We start from the raw sequence: 20,101 nt of genomic DNA, 5'->3' as shown, positions 1-20,101 counted from the left end.
CTAAATTATTACATTGGATTAATCAATATTTGAGTGATTTTGAAAGAAAAAATCCCCAAGTGGGGACAAAGGTTCAAACCATAACATTAGCTATTTTTCTTTTTAATGTCCTGCCAATTCGGGGGAAGTTCGTAAGTTTCCATGTGTTTAAATTTTTTAAGTTTAATTTCACTTGGAGTTATTGAAAATGTTAGCTGATCTCTTCCAACCGGATTATGCGGCCTAACGACTGGAGTAACTTCAATGGTTACTAAAAACATGAAACCTCGATATCCATTTGTTCTTTCCATCTTTAAAATTTTGATTTGATACGGATAAACCAAAGGACTGGTGGTAAGGTAAGCAGAATAATAATCTGAAACTGCTTCTTGAACACTTGGCGAAAGTAATGAGAAAAACAAATCCATCATGAGTTCTTCTTTAGATTTTTCAGAAAGCTGATAATAATCTTGCTCAGCATTTGAAAAAGGAACGGGCATTACATTCAAGAGAAATACGGAAGGGACTATAACGATTTTTCTCATTTTCACACCACCTTATAAAGATTATTTTGTTCCAAATAGATGATCTTATCTACACCAAATATTTCTTAAAATGAAAAACAGAAAAAGGTATAAAATGTAACTTATTAATTTTATAAAGGGTGAATTGATTTTTGAAATACATTGAATTTGGGTTTGGAAATTCTTGGTTAATAAGAACCGAAACAGAGTTAGAAGATGGTACGGAATCTGAACAGAAAGGAATAAAAGGTCCAATCAATTTTTATTCTTTGTATTTAAGAATTTGGATAGGTAAAACAGTTTTAATAGCAGATTTACGGGACGGTTTAAAAAGACAAAAGAAAAAACGCAGTGAGTTCAAATTTATATTTGGTATAGTTAGTAGTTAAATTTTATTTCACTTTAAGTTGCAGTCATTAAGTTAAATTTACTAAGTTTTATTCAAGTACGTTAATTTTCTCTAATATCTCACTATTACTAGTATACTTCTAATATGAAACGTAACTTAGTATAATATATATTATGACCACATCCCTATTTAAGAATTCAATTTAAGTACTCTTCTTTATTCTTTTTCTATTCTATATCGCCAATCTGCATTTTTTACTTCCTCTAAATTTATATAGCTTTCACTTGCCTCAATTACATCATTCAAATTTAACTTATTGCTCTTTGCAAACAACCGTAAGTTCTCTAGCGTATCCTTATCACATGTCGTGCGAAATTCTACGCGATCTTTCGGTCTATTTTTCTTATCATAGATTAATTCACTTTCGTTTAATATGTTCTCAAATCCGTTTTCTAACAAATATCCAATATGCGAATTTGATTCCTGTGCTATTATTTTAAGCTTCTTTATTAAGCTAGCACTAATTCGAGTTTTATATTCTGTTCTAGTTTCATCAACTGTTTGTACTAACTTTCCATTAATTATTTTCCACATGGCTATCACACCTTTTACTTTTCTTTTTCACCCTATTTTTATCCATTTAACAGGTTTTAAGCATTACCTGACCCAAGTTATAGGTTTTCCTAACTTTCATGCTTAAACTGGTCTAAATAGCGATATAATGTTGATTTGCTAATACCTGTTTCATCTTTAATCTGCTGAAGCGTATATTCTTTGCTGTCATACATAATAAATGCTCGATTTAAATTATCATCCGACTTTTTGGGCCGTCCAATGACTTTTCCTTGCTTTTGCGCCTCTCGTACACCGAAAATGGATTGATGACGTTTTATTTTTGTTTGTAGATCCGTCAGTAACTCAATTAACTCTATTAGCTTCATTGTTAAAATGTCTGAGTTTTTAATGTCTTCATCTATAAAAGTTACAGTTACTTCGTCTCTTTCAAATACACGTAACAAATCTTGAAATTGTGTTAAGGAATCCGCTAGCACAACAAAATTTTGCACATATAGTTGGTCACCCTTTGTGAGCTTCATAACTAAGGTATCTAATTCATGTCTTTTTTTCATATGTGGGTGTTGTTCTGTATAGACTTCCATATTTGGTATATCATGTAGCTGAAACTTCGATTCTTCATCATTAACTAATGGTCTTTTGTATCCGTACTTCATTTTTTCCTCCGTTTTCCCGAAAACATTCCCTTTTAGGAAAAGTCGTGTTATGATATGACAGATTGTCCTAAAACTAAGGGTTTTGGACCACATTATAATTGACTATATCTGAAGGAGAACCTATATGCAAACAATTCAACAACAATGGTTTGGGAATATTAGAGGCGATATTTTATCAGGAATTGTCGTTGCTCTTGCCCTCATTCCAGAAGCCATTGCTTTTTCTATTATCGCTGGAGTCGACCCAATGGTTGGACTATACGCTTCATTTAGTATTGCTGTAATTATCGCCTTTGTAGGTGGTAGACCCGGTATGATATCCGCTGCAACTGGAGCCATGGCGCTTGTAATGGTCAACTTGGTCGCTGATCATGGATTAAATTATTTATTAGCTGCTACGATTTTAACAGGTATCATTCAAATTTTCTTAGGTGTCTTTAAAATTGCAAAGCTCATGCGTTTTATACCGAATTCCGTCATGATCGGCTTTGTCAATGCATTGGCTATCTTAATATTTATGGCACAGGTGCCACATATATTAGGTGAAGGAATTATCACGTATGTTTTTGTCGCGGTAACTCTAGTTATTGTTTATACAGTACCACGTTTTATAAAAGGTATTCCTGCTCCACTAATTGCGATTATCATCTTAACGGCAATCACATTCATTTTTGGAATCGAATTAAAAACAATTGGAGATCTTGGAACTATAACACAAAGTCTACCAAGCTTCTTCTTACCAGATGTACCCTTCACATTAGAAACACTTCAAATCATCTTACCTTATTCTTTAGCTTTAGCTGTTGTAGGTTTACTTGAATCATTATTAACCGCTCAAATTGTGGATGATATGACCGATACTAAATCAGACAAAAACCGTGAAGCCAGAGGACAAGGTATTGCCAACTTTGTAACAGGATTTTTTGGTGGCATGGCTGGTTGTGCGATGATTGGACAATCGATGATAAATGTAAAATCTGGTGGTCGAGGACGTCTATCTACGTTAGTTGCCGGGGTTTTCTTAATCTTTTTAATTATCGTCTTAGGTAATTTAGTAGTAGATATACCGATGCCTGTGTTAGTTGGAATAATGATTATGGTTTGTATTGGAACTTTTGATTGGGGTTCGTTTAAATACTTAGTAACAGCTCCTCGTCCAGACGCTCTTGTCATGATTACTACTGTGGCAATCGTAGTATACACAGACAATTTAGCTATAGGTGTTCTAGTAGGTGTTATTTTAAGTGCTTTATTCTTTGTTGCTTCTATTTCTAGGGTGAAAATAACAGAACAAGATGGCATATATATTATTGAAGGTCCCCTTTTCTTTGCATCTACTCAGAATTTTGTTCAGACAATCGAGCAAGCAACAGTTGATCAGATTACAATTGATTTATCGAGTAGTCATTTATGGGATGAATCATCTGTTGGGGCAATTGTAAAAGTTGTTTCTAAATTAGAAGAACAAGGTAAAATAGTAACTGTAAAAGGGATGAATCCAGCTAGTGAACTGCTTTATCAAAAATTATTGGGAATAACTACTTCACAGTAAGGAGGAATTGCTATGTATCCACACATACTATTAGCAGCGGATGGTTCAGAAAACTCCGTTCGTGCAGCTAATGAAGCGATTAAATTAGCAAAGTGTTCACCTAGTTCTATTATAGAAGTAGTAATGGTTACAGATTTTGAAAAATCTAAGCAAGATATTCTGCATGCACAATCAGCTGAATCATTGTTGCTTGAGCGAAAACGCAAAATTTCCAACGTCGAACTTTTATTAACTACAGAGAAAGTGAATTATAAAATAACCTTCCTTAAAGGTTCACCTGGTTCGGAGATAGTTCGATATGCAAATGAACAAAAAGCAGACCTCGTTGTTATTGGGAGTCGTGGTTTGAACGGTTTACAAGAAATGGTGTTAGGTAGCGTTAGCCACAAAGTAATGAAGAGAGTACACTGCGCTGCTTTGATAGTTAAATAATTTCTAATTAAACTTTTCACGAAAAAAGATGTATATTCCGATAACTTATAGTTCATAATAATTTTTGTAATATAGCTGTTATTCCGAAGTAGCTCAGTGGTAGAGCAATCGGCTGTTAACCGATTGGTCGTAGGTTCGAGTCCTACCTCCGGAGTTAGTAACTTAAAAAGAATGGTTGATCGTGATATAGTTCACGACCAATCATTCTTTTTTAATACCCATTTCCTTCTCCCACCTTTAAGTAAATTAAAATGCTCCTTATAAAACAGCCATATGAGGTAATACTTAGAATAGCAATTTTGAATGGAGGACAAGTATGAATACAGTAAACACAAAAGTATCTATTTTTGCATTAGGTGGAGTCAATGAAATTGGAAAGAACATGTATGTCATACAATCGGATGACGATATAGTAATAATTGACTGTGGGTCGAAATTTCCAGACGAAACACTACTAGGCATAGATTTAATTATCCAGGATATTTCGTATCTACTGGAAAACGAGGATAAAGTCAGAGCTTTAATCATTACACACGGGCATGAAGATCATATTGGTGGCATCCCCTATTTCCTAAAGCAACTCAATGTCCCGATTTATGCAACAAACTTAACATTAGGTTTAATTGAGATCAAATTGAAGGAGCATGGCCTATTTAGAAGTACGAAGCTCTTTTTAATAGACTCGGACTCCAAGTTAAGACTTGGCACGATTAAAACATCCTTTTTCCGCGTAAATCATAGTATCCCAGATTGTCTCGGAATTGCGTTTCATACTTCTCAAGGAACCATTGTACATACAGGAGATTTTAAATTTGATCTGACACCTGTAGACGAACAAAGCTCTGACTTTCATAAAATGGCGGAGCTCGGTCAAAACGGCGTATTGCTGCTTCTTTCAGAGAGTACTAATGCTGAACGACCAGGATTTACCCCATCTGAACGGAAAATTGCGGAGCATGTAGAAGAAGCGTTTAGAAAAGCCCCAAGAAAGATTTTTATTTCCACGTTTGCATCTAATGTACACCGGGTACAAACAATTGTGGATGCTGCTATCAAGACAAATAGGAAAATTGCTTTGTTAGGTAGAAGTATGGTTAATGTAGTATCCGTGGCTATGGAGCGTGGTTATTTAACTATTCCAGAAGATATGCTTGTGAATCAAAATGAAATTAATACAATGAATCCAGAAAATATTGTGATAATATGTACGGGAAGTCAGGGTGAACCGATGGCCGCCTTGTCTCGTTTAGCTAGTTCGAGCTATCGACAAGTAGAAGTCCTTCCTGAGGATACCGTCATTTTCGCTGCTGGACCAATACCAGGGAATGAAAAGAGTATTACCAGAATTATAGACAACTTATATACATTAGGTGCCCACGTTATTTACGGGTCTGGGAATGTCACAGGTATGCATGTTTCTGGTCATGCTTGTCAGGAAGAGTTAAAATTGATGCTTTCCTTGATGAAACCAAAATACTTCGTCCCTATACACGGTGAATATCGTATGCTTCATCACCACCAGCGTTTAGCAGAATCAGTCGGCGTAGAACGTAATAATATCTTCATTGTTCAAAATGGTGACGTAGTAGACATCGAAAATGAAAAGGCAGTCAAAACGAGAAGCATAGAAGCTGGAAATGTGTTTGTGGATGGTTTTGGTATCGGGGATGTTGGTGAAATTATTTTACGGGACCGAAAATTGCTTTCGGAGGATGGTATGTTAGTTATTGTTACCACACTAAGCAAAGCAAACAACAAAATAATTTCTGGACCGGACACTATTTCACGTGGATTTGTGTATGGACCTGAATCTGAGGAACTAATTAACGACGTAAATCAAACCGTTCGATCTACCATTACAAAAACAAGAGATACAAATAGAAATCAACGCGTTCTAAAACAAAACATTAAAAAATCTATAGAGAAGCTTTTATATAGTCGAACAAAAAGAAAACCTATGATACTTCCTATAATTATCGAAGTGTAAACCAATTGGAGGTAAACTATGGCTGAAACAGAAAAAAACTTAGTAGAAGCAGGTTATAAAAAATATTACGGGGAAGAAATAGACATATACTTTCATCCTACAAAATGCACACATGCCGCAAACTGCATTAAATACCTCCCTTCTGTTTTTAATGTAAACAAAAAGCCATGGATTTACCCTAATGGTGCATTAAGAGAAGACAGCAAAAGGGTTGTTCATAATTGTCCCAGTGACGCTCTAAAATTCATAGATAAAAGAACCGTTCATTAGATAATTCTCTAGTGAACGGTTTTTTATTGCATAAAAAATATCGTGTCAACAATGGTTTCAAGGAACTTTTAAGGTCAAATACTCCAAGGTTTTTGTTCTTAAAGGATCTGGAATCTTTTTACCGGGTTTTTAATTTCAGAAAAAACATATTATTTTAGGTAGATTAGTTATAATATTAATGAAGAATAACATTAATTCATAAAGGAGTTTCTATGTTAACTACTAAACAATTAAAAGATATTGAGGCACTACAAAAAGAATGTGAAATGCATGACAATATTCAGCTTAAGTTAAATTGGGATATGTTAAAAAATCGTTCTGACGGTAATTATGATTTCCTGCTGTATGCCGAAGAGGAACTTATAGCTTTTCTAGGCTTGTATCCTTTTGGTACGACAGTCGAAGTTTGTGGCATGGTAAAACCACGGGAACGTAGAAAACAACATTTCTCCAAGTTATTTGAACAAGCAATAGCTTTTGTAAAATTACAGGGTTTTCATAAAATATTGTTAAATGCTCCTGCTGGTTCAGAAGAAGGAAAAGCATTTTTGAAAAGTATTAATGCTATTTATAGCCTTTCTGAGTATCAAATGAAGTGGGAACCAAAGGAATTAAAAGAAGTTACAGGGTTCTATTTACGCAAAGCAGAACAGAAGGATCTTCCTTTACGAATACAATTGAATATCGAATCTTTTGGATTAGATGAAAAAAGTGCATTGGAAGTAGAAAACAGAGTAGACACAGAAATGGACAATAGCGTTTATATCATTGATGTGCAAGATGATTCAGTAGGAAAGATTAGAGTAAAAGTGGAGAATGACGAAGCTTGGATCTACGGATTTTGCCTACTTCCCCACTATCGTGGAAAAGGAATAGGTCGAAAAGTACTTCAGCACATTATAAAAAAGTATTCTCTTCAAGGCTGCTCGGTTCATTTAGAGGTGGAAACCGAAAATGCACATGCTTTAACATTGTATGAATCAATTGGATTTCAAATTGTTCATGCCCAAGACTACTACACCTATAACTAAAATAAACCTTGGAGCAACTTTATCTAAATTGCTCCAGGGTTTTATTTTACTTTTTCCAGTCGCTTGCTAGCATTCCATAAACTACATGATCCACATAATGGTCATAGAGCCATTCTGCCTGTCTTACACAGCCTTCTTCTTGAAAACCTAATCGTTCCGGAATTGCTCTGCTTTTCTTGTTTTCCACAGCTGCACGAATTTCTACACGATTTAATCGTAAATCTACTAATGCATAATCTACAAATGCTTCTACTGATTTAGTCATTAATCCTAATCCTACATAATCATTACCTAGCCAATAACCGATACTAGTTGTTTTGTTATTCCAATCGATTTTATGAAAGCCGATTACTCCAGCAAGGTTCCCATCATACCAAATACCAGCTTGAAAACCGTTATTCTCACTAAATTGCTTCATAGTGGATTGTATAAAAGCCTTTGTATCGTCCGTAGTCCTAGTAAAATCAATAAATGGAAGCCATTCTCTCAACGTATCTTTCGATTGAACAGTTAATGCGAACAAATGTTCAGTGTCCGACAAATCGAGCATTTTTAAAACTGTTTTGTCATTTAACTTGAAAGAAAACATATATATTCTCCTATTCCGACACCAAATAGTTTACATAATATTATTATTTGCAACCATTGATATGTACATTTTATTAGTTTATTGGAGCTACACCACATGATTGTCTTATCACAAGTTTATGTGGAATGATAATCCGTTTAACTGGCTCATTCTCATTCTTTAATAGTTGGATTAAGCTAGTTGCCGCTTGGTAACCTAGCTCTTTAATGTTTATATCAATTGAAGTGAGTGGTGGTCTTGACATCTCTGCAAACAAAGCATTATTAAAGCTAACAAGAGATACTTCAGTAGGAATATCAATTTGCATTTCAGTCAAAGAATTCACGACACCAACTGCCATCAGATCATCTGTTACAAGTAATGCGGTTGGTGGAATAGTTCTTCTTAGAAGAGCTTTAACTGCCTCCTGTCCACCTTCACGAAGAAAGTCACCGTGAATAATATAATCATCATTCAGATCAATACTAGCTTCCTGCAACGCTTGTTTATAGCCATTTAAGCGATCTAACGTAACCGTCAAGCTTGGGCTACCCCCAATAAATCCAATTTTGTTATGCCCGAGTCCTATAATATATTCGGTAGCTTCCTTTGCAGCCATATAATTATCATTATCGACATGCGTAATCTTGTCCACGAGGTCATACGGCTTTCCAATAACTACAAAGGGGAATGTTCTTTTCGTTAAATACTCCATAATTTGATCATCAATCATCGAGTAAAGCAGAATGATCCCATCTACCCTGCCACCTTCAACCATTTGCACGACTCCTTCGTAAGAATCAGTCGCAGTTTTTCCGCTAGTCATTTGAAGTGCGTAATGGTTGTCGTGCACACCCTCACTTAGTCCCTGTATGACCTCTGAAAAGAATGGATTTTGAAAAAACACGCCAGAAGAGTGAGGTAAAACTAATCCAATCACTTTAGTAGATTGACTTGCTAAACTTCGAGCAATAAAATTCGGATGATATTTTAGTTCATCCATCGCATCCCTTACTCGTTTCTTCGTGGTTTCACTTATACGGGGACTGTTTGCAATCACCCGAGAAACAGTCGAAGGAGCAACATTAGCTAGCTTCGCCACATCTTTAATTGTAATCGCCATTCAAATTTCCTCACTCTCTTGCTCCATAATAATTCACTTATATAAATATACTCTTACTTCATAAGGATTTAACATAATATTTTCTGATAGCTGCTCCGGTGCATCTATATAATTATTTAATAGTAGTTCTGTATTGCGCTGTGGGAGATATTTTAATGATATTTCGGCACTATGCTGCCTAAAGTTGCACAAAATAATTGCAAACTGACCATCAATTTCACGCGTGTAAATATACACATCTGGATGGTCTTCCTGTAATACATTATATTCTCCATACACAAACACGGAATTTTCTTTTCTAATGTGAATCATTTTCTTATAGAAATGATAAATAGAATTCTCATCGTTTAGTTGATCAGCTACATTAATCGACTTATAATTTGGATTGACCTTCATCCATGGTTCCCCATCGGAAAATCCACTGTTTACTGAACTATCCCATTGCATAGGAGTTCTAGAATTATCTCGGCCATTGCTCCAAATTACTTCCATAACTTCTTCATGAGGGCGACCTTTTGCTATTTCTAAATCATAAAAATTCTTCATGCCTATATCATCGTAATCGTGAATAGAAGGAAACTGTACATTCGTCATACCAATTTCCTGACCTTGATAAATGAATGGGGTTCCTTGCATTAGGAAATAGCAAGCTGCTAGCATTTTAGCACTTTCATTCCAATATTCCTTGTCATTTCCCCAACTCGAAACACTGCGCGTCTGATCGTGGTTTTCAAGGAATAGAGCATTCCACCCTTTATTATGCAGTCCTTTTTGCCATTTTGTAAGCACATGCTTTAAAGCAATAACATCAACTGAATTATTTATCGCCTTGTTCCAAAGTCCGAGATGTTCAAACTGAAAAATCATATTGAACTTTCCGTTCTCTTCTCCAACCCACTCATCTGCTTCATCAATCCCTACACCATTTGCCTCGCCAACTGTCATAATATCGTATTTAGCAAAAGTTTGTTCCTTCAGCTCTTTTAAATACGCCTGTATGCCCGTTTGGTTCGTATGCATATCAAAGGATGAAACGTATTGTTCCCCATTTGAATTTGGCATATCAGGGAACCCATCACGCTTTTTAATATGACTAATTGCATCTACACGGAAACCGTCGATACCTTTATCGAGCCACCAATTGACCATATTGAAAAGCTCATGACGCACCTCTGTATTTTCCCAATTCAAGTCAGGCTGTTTCGTTGCAAATAAATGCAAATAATACTGCTCCGTTTGCTCATCTAACTCCCACGCGCTACCAGAGAAAATGCTTTCCCAGTTATTCGGCTCCTGTCCTTCTTTACCGTCTTTCCAAATATACCAATCCCTTTTAGGATTTTCTTTAGAAGAACGCGATTCGATAAACCAAGGATGCTCATCGCTTGTATGATTGATAACGAGATCCAGGATCAGTTTCATCCCTCTAGCATGAATACCTTTTAATAATTCGTCAAAGTCGTCCATGTTCCCGAACTCTTCTGAGATGCCCTGATAATCACTAATATCATAACCATTATCAGCATTAGGAGATTTATAAAAAGGGCTTACCCAAACAACATCAACACCCAAGTCCTTTAGATAATCTAATTTCGTAATAATTCCTCGTAAATCACCGATTCCGTCTCCGTTGCTATCCATGAAACTTCTTGGATACACTTGATAACTGACAGCTTCTTTCCACCATTTTTCATTCATGATCGGAGTACCCCTTTCGTGCTGTTCATTCTTTCGTATGTTTCGACAATCGTTAGATTCGAGCATACTTAAATCGAAAATTATTTCGAATTTTTTTGTTTTGATCTTTGGAACCAAATTAACAGGATTACTAATAATAAAATAATACTGCCTATTAAAATAGTCGATGGTAACTGATTATCTACCGGATTTTTTACTTGCTTATATATTTCGGCCTGGCCACTTTCCAGTTGAATCATATAACCAACTTCATCTGACTTAACTACTCCTCCAGTTAAAAATCCTTGTAATTCTGTTCCTTTTTCTATCTCCTCAAGCACTACGCTTTGTTTTTCAGATGTATTGTTGATTGCTATTATAATTGTTTCATCTTCGTAGGTTCTCTTATAGACAGTCATTCCTGCATTATCAACTAGAAGCTCCATTTCTCCTCTAGTAAGTGGTAGTTGTTGCTGCCTTATTGCACCAAGTTGCTTAATGTACTCAATCAACTCATCATCTGCCTCAAAATTCATCATACGGCGATTATCAGGATCATTTCCTCCGTCTAATGCAATTTCAGTTCCATAGTAAATGATTGGTATGCCTGGAGCAGTATACAAATAAGATAAGGCAAGCTTTAACCTAGCTACTGGATCCTGATTGTTTTGGATCGCCAAATTAGTGAACCGTTGCATATCATGATTGTCGATAAATTGCCCAAGCAGTTCTGGACGCTTAAACAATTTATGATTCCGTTCATTATTTGAAAATAACCAACCTAGCGATTGATTTGATTTTTCAAATGCTGTTCGTAGACTTCCGTTTTGGGAAAAGTCCATGAAGCCATCGATACCCGTATCCTGATAGCTAACGATGACATTGGGGTTATCATGCCAGACCTCTCCTATCAAAAAGAATGAATCTTTCACTGATTTCACTCCAGCTGAGAATTCGGTCCAAAAATCCTTTGGAACATGCTTCACTGTGTCCAGTCTATAACCATCGACATCTGTTTCCTGAATCCACCATGTTGCAGCATCGAGAAGATACTTACTAACTGCTGGATTATCCTGATTTAAGTCGGGTAAATCATATAACCACCCAGTTTCCACTTCTTGTTGGTCATTCCAATTGGAAATGGACTTATTTTCATGAAACCAGTCTTTTTTTGCTGGGTCATTTACCCACTCGTGGTTGGGTCCAACATGGTTAACGACAAAGTCCAGAATGACTTTTATATCCCTTTTGTGCGCTTCATCTACAAGCTTTTTAAATTCTTCTATAGAACCAAAATACTCATTTGTTTTATAAAAATCCTTTATCCAATAACCATGGTACCCTTTATCCATATTCTCAAAAATGGGGGTCAACCAAATCGCTGTAAAGCCCATATCTTTAATGTAATCTAGCTTTTCGGTAATACCTTTAAAGTCTCCGCCATGATATGCAAGTGGATCGTTGATATTAGCATCCTGATCATTACTCGGATCTCCATTATTAAATCGGTCCACCATAATCATGTAAATAACCTCATCCTGCAGCTTTCGATCCCCACTTGCGAAAGATGTTTGTGGACTAACAGTGGTCAATATGAGTATAAACAAAAGGATTAAAATAACACTCTTTTTCATACTTTCTCACTTCTTTTCATTAAGGTATTTAACCTTTCGTACCTCCAGCAGTTAAACCAGAGATAAAATACTTTTGGAATGAAAGGAAAAGTATTGTAATTGGAATAGCTATTAAAACAGAACCCGCAGCAAAAGTCGTAAACTCATTACCAAACTGTTTAGATACTAATTCGTAAAGACCGACACCCATTGTGAATTTTTCTTCGCTACGTAGCATAATACGTGCAAGTATGAAATCACCAAATGGAGCTATAAACGAGAACAATGCTACAACTGCTATGATTGGCTTTGATAATGGCATAATAATTTGCCAAAAAATTCTCAAATGACCTGCTCCATCCATACGTGCAGATTCATCCAGTTCTTTTGGAATTGTATCCAAATATCCTTTCATCAGCCAAGTATTCATCGGTATTTGCCCACCTACATAAATAAGGATTAGCCCAGCATGCGTATCTAACAAACCTGTTCTATTAGCAAGTACAAAAATCGCAATTAGCGCAGCGAAGTTTGGAATCATTTGTAGGACTAAAAAGGTAAGAAGTCCATTTTTTCGTCCGATAAATCGGTAGCGTGAGAAAGCATAGCCAGTAAATGCAACACTTATTACCGCAAATACCATCGTTATTAAACTAATTTTCATCGAATTTAAGTACCATAAAACGTAATTTGATTTTTCGGTATCAAATAGGCCCATATAGTGCTTAAATGTAGGATCTTCCGGAAACATCGTAGAACCTGATAGACTTTGCCCAGGGTTCAATGAAGAACCTATTACCCATAGCAACGGGTAAATAACTATGATCACCGCAATTAGAAGAATAAGATAAGAAACTGACAGTCTGATTATTCTTTCAGTCTTATTAGTCATTACATCATATCCTCCTCTTTGAATGAATTGGTTCGTTTAAATTGCCATAATGCTACTGCTACTACGATAAGTGATAGAAGCATAGTAATTGCTGCAGCTTTTCCATATTGTCCTGAAGTCATCGTCAATTGATAAATCCAAGAAATTAAGATATCTGTTCCTCCAGCATTTTGTCCTGGTATCGCGGGACCTCCTCCGTTGAACAGGAAGATTACATTGAAATTGTTAAAGTTAAATGTATATTGCGTAATGAGAATAGGTGCTGTTGCATATAGCACCATTGGTAGAGTGATACCACGGAATTTCTGAAACAGTGAGGCACCATCCACGTTCGCAGCCTCGTATAATTCCTCAGGAATAGATTGAAGTACTCCAGTTGTCATCGCGAATATAAATGGGAACCCTAGCCATGATTGTATTAAGATCAGTGCCAATCGAGTCCATACTTCCTCCGTCATCCAAGGAATAGCATCGATGCCTAGCATACTCAATATTTGCGTATTAACGACACCAAAAGATTCATTGAACATACCTGAAAATATAAGTATCGATACAAATGCAGGTACTGCCCAAGGTAAGATCAAAATAGTACGGAAAAATGCTTTCCCTTTTAAATCTTTTTGATTGATTACTACTGCCAGAAAGACTCCTATTGCAACCTGTAATGTTGTTGCTCCAAAAGTCCAAACAATTGTCCAACCTAGCACACCAAAGAATGTTGATCTCCAAAGATCTAATTTGAATATATCAATATAGTTTTGAATTCCTACCCAATCTACCAGTTTTGCAGGTGGCGAATGATATAAATCATAGTTTGTAAATGATAGAAGGATTACAAAGATAATTGGGAAAATAACTACGAAGATTAATAATAAAAATCCAGGGGAAATCATTAGATAAGGAAAACCGTTATCCAACAGATTATGATACTGCTCCCTCACACTATTTAATAGGAACCCTTCATCCCGTTTTTTTCCATTGTTAAAAGCATCATAAATATTGAATGCATAAATTCCAAGACCGATGATAGCTACCAACAATGCGATAATGCCATCTATTAATAAGAATATGGAATGATCAAGAATTGGTATTTCTCCAAGCGTGATCAGGCCCCAAAATCCCCAGTTTAGCGTTTGAGAGAAGCTACTGAAAAATGCGACAGTTAATACTAGGAAAATGATTCCTTTTACAAACTGTTTGTTATAAAATTGTCCAAAGCCAGGAATGATAGATAATAACCCAGCATTTTTTCTATGTTTGGTTGTGACATTACTATTCATCGTAAATGTCGCCTCCTTCTTTCCTATAAAGTGAAACTTCAATTAGTGGGGGGTTCTTCAACCCCCACTGATTGTAAAACTGAACTCAGGCAAATAACGCCGCATCGTGCGGCAATGCCTGAGTGACCAACATCCTGTTGGCCCGATCCATTCGGGCGTTTACGGACAATTATCTCCCATTTATGTTTTTTTACTTAACCCTCCTAAGTAGTGGGAGTCATACTTTCCGTTAATGCGGGATGAAAGGAGAATACTCTCATATTTTCTTGCAAATCTACATAAGTAAACCATGTTCATTCTAATATAGAAGCAAAGCCATGCTCCCTAAGAGGAAACATGCCTTTGCCTTGTTATGAGAAGATTCAAGCTTATTACTCGGTCTCTGTCTAGTTTCAGCGCCTAGCCCATCGAGTCGCTTCAGGATTTTTCGGGGCTTGAGTAGGCGCTTACACTTTTCTTGTTAATTTGGGTGATTTGTTTCAATATTTGTTTTAATATTTTTAACTGCATCATCCATTGCTGCTTTTGGTTCTGCTTTACCAGTAGCAATTGTTTGAAGTGCAGATGCTGCAGGACCCCATACTTCAGCCATTTCAGGAATATTAGGCATAGGTACAGCGTATTGAGATTGAAGTGCTACTGCTTTTGCACCCTCATTATCAGCAATAATTGGATCTTCTATCAATGTTGTAACTGGTGGAATTTCTTGCGTTAATTCAAAACGAATTTTTGCATTTTCTTCATTTGTTAACCATTCCACTAATTTAGTTGACCAGTATTTATGTTCTGTAAAGGCTGACACATGCCATCCTTTAACTCCCATAAACGTTTTCATATGCTCTCCATTAGGAAGTGTTGGCATTGCTGCCACACCGATATCGATTCCAGCATCCTTCATACTTTGGAATGCCCAAGGACCGTCCATTACAGAAGCAACTTTTCCTTCATTGAAAAGACCATCTTTAGCTGAACCACCGCTTTCCCCAATAATTCCTTTAGGGAATAAACCTTCTGAATACCATTTTTGAATATACTCTGCTCCAGCGATAGCACCTTCATTGTTTAAACCAATGTCATCTCTGTCAAGAGCTCCATCATTTTCTTGGAAGACGTAACCGCCCATACCTCCAATAACACCATGAGCAAAGTAGAAGTTATCCCATAATGCTAGGAACCCGAACTTTTTACCATCTGTGAAATCTTTTGAAAATGCATATACATCATCCATTGTCTCAGGTGCTTCAGGCATCAAAGCCTTGTTGTATATAAACACTGGTGTTTCTGTAGCTTTTGGTAAGCCGTAAAGTTTACCATCGTACTTTTGCGCTCCAACAGATGATTCACTGAAAGTTGAAAGCACATCATCACTAACTTCGATTTCTTGAATCAAGCCTTCTGTAACAAGTTGACCAATTTGATCATGAGGTAAAGTTATTACATCTGCACCAGTTCCAGATGGCCCATCTAAGCGAAGTTGATCACGCATTTTGTCTGCCATACCTAGTTCTTTGAATTCCACTTTAATACCATATTCTTTTTCGAAAGACTCGATTGCTGGTTTAAGTGCAACCGATTTATCAGTATCTTCCCAAACGATCAGTTTCTCTGGTTTTGCTGGTTCTTCTGTAGTTTCAGATCCAGTTTCTGTTTCTTTTTCACCGTTGTCCGTTGGAGTTACTTCCTCCCTTTTCGGCCCACATGCAACAAGTAAAGCAACCGAAATAATAAGCATAAACAATAAAATTAAAGACTTTTTCATTTTTACCCCTCCTATATTTTTGTTTGAACACTTTAAACCCCTAAGTTGGACAACCGTTTGCACAACAAGTTAAAAGAAAGCGCTATCATAAACCCACTAAAAAATATTCTTATTAATCTTTTATAGGTATCTATAAGACTTGAAGAATATATTAATGTTATAAATCTATGAAAGCGATTGCACAACTTATGCTTTTATTATACATTTATTTAAGCAGGAAACAATCTATTTTTTGTAAATTTTTTTAATATTTCTTTGGTAACTCAAATGCCCCTTGTCGTGTGATATGTTGTAAACAAGTATTGAGTAAAATAAACGCAAATAAATTTGTTAGGAGATGTGTTATGGAAAAAACAGCTATTTTTCACCGGCCGACCGATAATTTTGCTTATTTACTAGACGATCAAACGCTTCAAATAAGGATCAAAACAAAGCAAAATGATGTAAATTCAGTTTCATTAATAATGGGTGATCCATATATTTGGAGCAATGGACAATGGCAGTATTCGGAGATTACTATGAATTTGGTTGGAAAAGATGGTTTATATGACTATTGGGAAACAGAAGTTTTTGCTGCAACAAATAGATTACGATATGGTTTTAAGTTAAATTCCTTAGACGAAGAAGTAATTTACACGGAAAAAGGATTTTATGACAGTATTCCACTAGATAGTGATTACTACTTTTGTTTTCCTTACTTACATGAAAATGAACAGTTCCAGGCTCCAAAATGGGTGAAGGATACTGTCTGGTATCAAATATTTCCAGAGCGTTTTGGTAACGGTGATCCTTCTATAAATCCCGATAATGTTAAAGCATGGGGAAGCGAACCTCCAGCAGTAAATAACTTTTTTGGTGGGGATTTTGCAGGTGTTACACAGCACTTAGACCACTTAACGGACATCGGAGTAAATGGGATCTATTTTACTCCAGTTTTTAAAGCATACTCGAACCATAAATATGATACGATTGATTATTTGGAATTGGACCCACAGTTTGGCGATGCAGATGCATTAAAGGAACTAATTGCCCAATGTCATAAACGAGGTATTAAAGTAATGCTGGACGCTGTATTTAATCATAGTGGTTATTACTTCCCACCTTTTCAAGATGTATTAGTAAATGGAGAAAACTCACCATATAAGGATTGGTTCCACATCCACAGCTTTCCGGTTGTTGGAGGAGAGAAGCCTAATTATGAGACATTTGGGTTTGTTGAATCTATGCCTAAATTGAATACTGCTAATCCCGAGGTGAAAAAATATCTACTTGATGTAGGTACCTATTGGATTAATGAATTTGATATTGATGGATGGAGACTGGATGTTGCAAATGAGGTAGATCAGCCATTCTGGCGTGAGTTCAGAAAAGTCGTGAAAGAAGCAAAGCCGGATGCTTATATCCTTGGGGAAATTTGGCATGATTCCATGCCGTGGCTTAGAGGAGATCAATTTGACGCTGTGATGAATTATCCGTTTAAAACGAACGTATTGAATCTCCTAGCAAAGAATACCATTAATTCGAAACAATTTTTGGAGAATATGAATAAGGTATACTACAATTACCCCAAAACTGTGTTTGATTATACGTTTAATCTTGTTGGTAGTCATGATACAGCTAGAATTCTTACTGAATGCGAGGATAATATTAATAAAACGAAGCAAGTGTTTACAATTCTATTAACATTTATGGGGACTCCTTGCATTTATTATGGGGACGAAATTGGTCTTACAGGGGGTCAAGATCCAGGCTGTAGAAAATGTATGGATTGGAACGTAGAAAACCATCAGCTTGAGCTTAAAAATCATATTCGTACTCTAAATTCACTTAGAAAAAAAGAAAAACTGCTAGCTAATGAAGGCTCTGTAACATTCCTGCACCCTACTGATAATAATGGTATATTTGGCTATAAAAAATATAACGATAATAAATCTATTATAGTTTTGCTTAATCCAAGTTCTACTGAACAAAAATTTACACTTGAAAAAAACAAAAAATATAACTTACTCTATAGTTCAGATACGATAATTGAAGAAAATCAAGTTAGCATCGGAGCAGATGGCTTTGGAATTATCGAATATCCACAGTAAATAATGAAAAATATTCTATGCACGGGATTTCCTTGCATAGAATATTTTTTCAAATGAATTTAGTTTACATAATAATATTATGCGTATCTAAAATAATCGATGAATTATTTTGAATGCAGGATGGAATTTCTCTGGGAGATAGATACGTATATATTTGTGGTGAAAACATTCAATTTTATACTACTATCCTATCCACAGAAGCCAACTATTTTAATCCGTTATTTTTCAGATATTGTGTATTTCTTCGCGCTTTGTAACGCACGTCATTGTTTTTCCACCATGCCCAAATGGAAGCAATAAAAGCAAAACCAAACGTTACCCCAAGTTCAACATCTTCGTTAGAAAACTCAATCGGACTATACCCCTTCATGACAAGGAATTGGTTCAACCACGCAATTAATAGTATGACAGTACGGACAATCATCATTTTTTCAAAAGGTGCTGCAGACTGTTTATTCGTCAAATGAGGTCCCCCTTATGAAATGATTTTAGTTTATGCACTATCATCCTATGACTTACTAGTTTGTCCATATTCAATAGTTTACATAATATAATTATATTAAACTAAAAGATTAAAGGGATTGCTTTCAATAACCCCTCGTATTTCTTTATCTTCCACATGTGTATAGATCTGGGTAGTAGATACACTGGTATGACCCAAGATGTGCTGTAGACTTCTAATATCAGCACCGCTTTTATACATAATAGTTGCAGATGTATGTCTTAGCTTATGCGGTGTAAGTTTTTCTTTATTTAAGCCGGAGTCTTGGTTGATTTTTTTGATGATTTTTGCAACTGTTTGCCGAGTTAGTCTAGTTCCTTTTTGGGACAGAAATAACGCTTCATTTGTCGTTGATCCTTGTATGTATTGGCGTTCCTTTTCCATATATTTATAAAGTGACACGGTACAAGCTTTGTTTAGGAAAACCGTACGTTCTTTATTTCCTTTACCTATCACATGCAACAGGTTGTCTTGGACAGATGTGATATTTAAGCTGCATAATTCCGAAACTCGAATACCTAGATTTAAAAAGAACATGATCATACTATAATTGCGATAGTAATGTTTGTTCTTTCTTATTCCTGCTATAAATTTTTCTGCCTCTTGTTGATCCATATATATTGGCTTTTTCTTGCCGATTTTCGGTGTTTCCAATTCTTCTGCTGGATTTTCGTCCAACATTCTTCTTTTCCCTTTCAAATATTTAAAAAAGGATTTAAGAGTTGCTGCTTTCCTTGCCCGTGTAACAGCACTATTATTACGCTCCATTTCACAGTATTCCAAAAATAAATGCATATCTTCCAATGAAACTTCCTTAATAAAATCAATCGTAATATCTTTAATTGAGATTTCATTGATTTTAGCTATATCTAAATCATTTTCCACTGCTATTAGAAATCTTAAAAATAATGTGATGTCATATTCATACTCTTTTCGTGTTCGTAAAGATTTTCCCTTAATTGTCGTTAAATAGACTAGAAAATCTTTTACTATTTTAGGTAAATCACTTTGCATTACTTCACCCCTTTATCCTCCCATTTTATCACAAAATAAGGTTCCCAAATATGTATTTGGGAACCTTATAGAAAATATATGAATTTTGTCATCAAAAAAGGTAATATTACTTTTTAGTTCCAAATATTAGGCTGCTTCAGATTAGCTCTGAGAGTCTTTTAACTTTTATTTCGTGAGTAATTGACCATAACTTGCTTCTAAACTTGAAATTGATTTTTCTTTTAGTT

Annotated in this window: 19 protein-coding genes and 1 tRNA gene; 8 read left to right on the top strand and 12 right to left on the bottom strand. The window is 35.7% G+C overall.

Features of this window, described 5'->3' with window-relative positions; translation table 11 throughout:
• Positions 1 to 86: 86 nt before the first annotated feature.
• Complete coding sequence (locus tag BLR36_RS07315; RefSeq protein WP_093061080.1) at positions 87 to 524, bottom strand: DUF3888 domain-containing protein; 438 nt, start codon at positions 522 to 524, stop codon at positions 87 to 89.
• Positions 525 to 655: 131 nt separating this feature from the next.
• Here BLR36_RS07315 and BLR36_RS07310 point away from each other — a divergent pair, with 131 nt between their 5' ends.
• Complete coding sequence (locus BLR36_RS07310) at positions 656 to 892, top strand: DUF3977 family protein (RefSeq protein ID WP_093061079.1); 237 nt, start codon at positions 656 to 658, stop codon at positions 890 to 892.
• 176 nt (positions 893 to 1,068) lie between these two features.
• On the opposite strand, the gene BLR36_RS07305 is transcribed toward BLR36_RS07310, so the two are convergent.
• Both BLR36_RS07305 and BLR36_RS07300 read right to left on the bottom strand, forming a co-directional pair.
• Positions 1,069 to 1,446: an rRNA methyltransferase gene (locus BLR36_RS07305; protein WP_093061078.1), complete on the bottom strand. Its 378-nt coding sequence runs from the start codon at positions 1,444 to 1,446 to the stop codon at positions 1,069 to 1,071.
• Positions 1,447 to 1,535: 89 nt separating this feature from the next.
• Positions 1,536 to 2,084 carry a helix-turn-helix domain-containing protein gene (locus BLR36_RS07300; protein ID WP_175453998.1) on the bottom strand — a complete coding sequence of 183 codons (549 nt, stop codon included), beginning with the start codon at positions 2,082 to 2,084 and terminating at the stop codon, positions 1,536 to 1,538.
• Positions 2,085 to 2,208: 124 nt separating this feature from the next.
• On the opposite strand from BLR36_RS07300, the gene BLR36_RS07295 reads away from it, so the two are divergent.
• The 6 genes from BLR36_RS07295 to BLR36_RS07270 all read left to right on the top strand — a co-directional run bounded on the left by BLR36_RS07295 (position 2,209) and on the right by BLR36_RS07270 (position 7,356).
• Positions 2,209 to 3,636, top strand: a complete 1,428-nt coding sequence (locus BLR36_RS07295) for a SulP family inorganic anion transporter (protein ID WP_093061076.1) — start codon at positions 2,209 to 2,211, stop codon at positions 3,634 to 3,636.
• Between the two features lie 12 nt (positions 3,637 to 3,648).
• Entirely contained in the window at positions 3,649 to 4,068 is a 420-nt protein-coding gene (locus tag BLR36_RS07290; RefSeq protein WP_093061075.1) for a universal stress protein, read from the top strand.
• A gap of 82 nt (positions 4,069 to 4,150) precedes the next feature.
• A tRNA-Asn gene (locus tag BLR36_RS07285) sits at positions 4,151 to 4,222 on the top strand.
• A 162-nt stretch (positions 4,223 to 4,384) separates the two neighbouring features.
• Positions 4,385 to 6,055, top strand: a complete 1,671-nt coding sequence (locus tag BLR36_RS07280) for a ribonuclease J (protein ID WP_093061074.1) — start codon at positions 4,385 to 4,387, stop codon at positions 6,053 to 6,055.
• Between the two features lie 18 nt (positions 6,056 to 6,073).
• A complete protein-coding gene (locus BLR36_RS07275; RefSeq protein WP_093061073.1) occupies positions 6,074 to 6,325 on the top strand; it encodes a (4Fe-4S)-binding protein in 252 nt (83 codons plus the stop codon).
• A 212-nt stretch (positions 6,326 to 6,537) separates the two neighbouring features.
• Entirely contained in the window at positions 6,538 to 7,356 is an 819-nt protein-coding gene (locus BLR36_RS07270; protein WP_093061072.1) for a GNAT family N-acetyltransferase, read from the top strand.
• 46 nt (positions 7,357 to 7,402) lie between these two features.
• Here the strand turns inward: BLR36_RS07270 and BLR36_RS07265 are convergent, their stop codons facing one another.
• The 7 genes from BLR36_RS07265 to BLR36_RS07235 all read right to left on the bottom strand — a co-directional run bounded on the left by BLR36_RS07265 (position 7,403) and on the right by BLR36_RS07235 (position 16,268).
• Positions 7,403 to 7,945 (bottom strand): GNAT family N-acetyltransferase, encoded by a 543-nt coding sequence (locus BLR36_RS07265; protein ID WP_093061071.1) that lies wholly within the window; start codon positions 7,943 to 7,945, stop codon positions 7,403 to 7,405.
• A gap of 73 nt (positions 7,946 to 8,018) precedes the next feature.
• On the bottom strand, positions 8,019 to 9,047 hold the full coding sequence (locus tag BLR36_RS07260; RefSeq protein WP_093061070.1) for a LacI family DNA-binding transcriptional regulator: 1,029 nt from the start codon (positions 9,045 to 9,047) through the stop codon (positions 8,019 to 8,021).
• Positions 9,048 to 9,080: 33 nt separating this feature from the next.
• Positions 9,081 to 10,745, bottom strand: a complete 1,665-nt coding sequence (locus tag BLR36_RS07255) for a glycoside hydrolase family 13 protein (RefSeq protein ID WP_093061069.1) — start codon at positions 10,743 to 10,745, stop codon at positions 9,081 to 9,083.
• 80 nt (positions 10,746 to 10,825) lie between these two features.
• Entirely contained in the window at positions 10,826 to 12,358 is a 1,533-nt protein-coding gene (locus tag BLR36_RS07250) for an alpha-amylase family glycosyl hydrolase (RefSeq protein WP_093061068.1), read from the bottom strand.
• A gap of 28 nt (positions 12,359 to 12,386) precedes the next feature.
• Positions 12,387 to 13,229 (bottom strand): sugar ABC transporter permease, encoded by an 843-nt coding sequence (locus BLR36_RS07245; protein WP_093061067.1) that lies wholly within the window; start codon positions 13,227 to 13,229, stop codon positions 12,387 to 12,389.
• Positions 13,229 to 14,509: a carbohydrate ABC transporter permease gene (locus tag BLR36_RS07240; RefSeq protein WP_093061066.1), complete on the bottom strand. Its 1,281-nt coding sequence runs from the start codon at positions 14,507 to 14,509 to the stop codon at positions 13,229 to 13,231. The genes BLR36_RS07245 and BLR36_RS07240 overlap by 1 nt, the downstream gene beginning before the upstream one ends.
• Positions 14,510 to 14,969: 460 nt before the next feature.
• On the bottom strand, positions 14,970 to 16,268 hold the full coding sequence (locus BLR36_RS07235; RefSeq protein ID WP_093061065.1) for an extracellular solute-binding protein: 1,299 nt from the start codon (positions 16,266 to 16,268) through the stop codon (positions 14,970 to 14,972).
• 344 nt (positions 16,269 to 16,612) lie between these two features.
• Between BLR36_RS07235 and BLR36_RS07230 the strand changes: the two genes are divergently transcribed.
• Positions 16,613 to 18,358 (top strand): glycoside hydrolase family 13 protein, encoded by a 1,746-nt coding sequence (locus tag BLR36_RS07230; protein ID WP_093061064.1) that lies wholly within the window; start codon positions 16,613 to 16,615, stop codon positions 18,356 to 18,358.
• Positions 18,359 to 18,563: 205 nt separating this feature from the next.
• On the opposite strand, the gene BLR36_RS07225 is transcribed toward BLR36_RS07230, so the two are convergent.
• Complete coding sequence (locus BLR36_RS07225) at positions 18,564 to 18,821, bottom strand: phage holin (RefSeq protein ID WP_093061063.1); 258 nt, start codon at positions 18,819 to 18,821, stop codon at positions 18,564 to 18,566.
• Positions 18,822 to 18,917: 96 nt separating this feature from the next.
• Positions 18,918 to 19,874, bottom strand: a complete 957-nt coding sequence (locus BLR36_RS07220) for a tyrosine recombinase XerC (RefSeq protein ID WP_093061062.1) — start codon at positions 19,872 to 19,874, stop codon at positions 18,918 to 18,920.
• Between the last annotated feature and the right edge of the window lie 227 nt (positions 19,875 to 20,101).

Origin of the sequence: Psychrobacillus sp. OK028 (assembly GCF_900103605.1) — a bacterium.
In the GTDB taxonomy this organism is placed as follows: Bacteria; Bacillota; Bacilli; order Bacillales_A; family Planococcaceae; genus Psychrobacillus.
The sequence above is the reverse complement of the archived record's forward strand: the minus strand, read 5'-3'. Positions and strand labels throughout refer to the sequence as shown.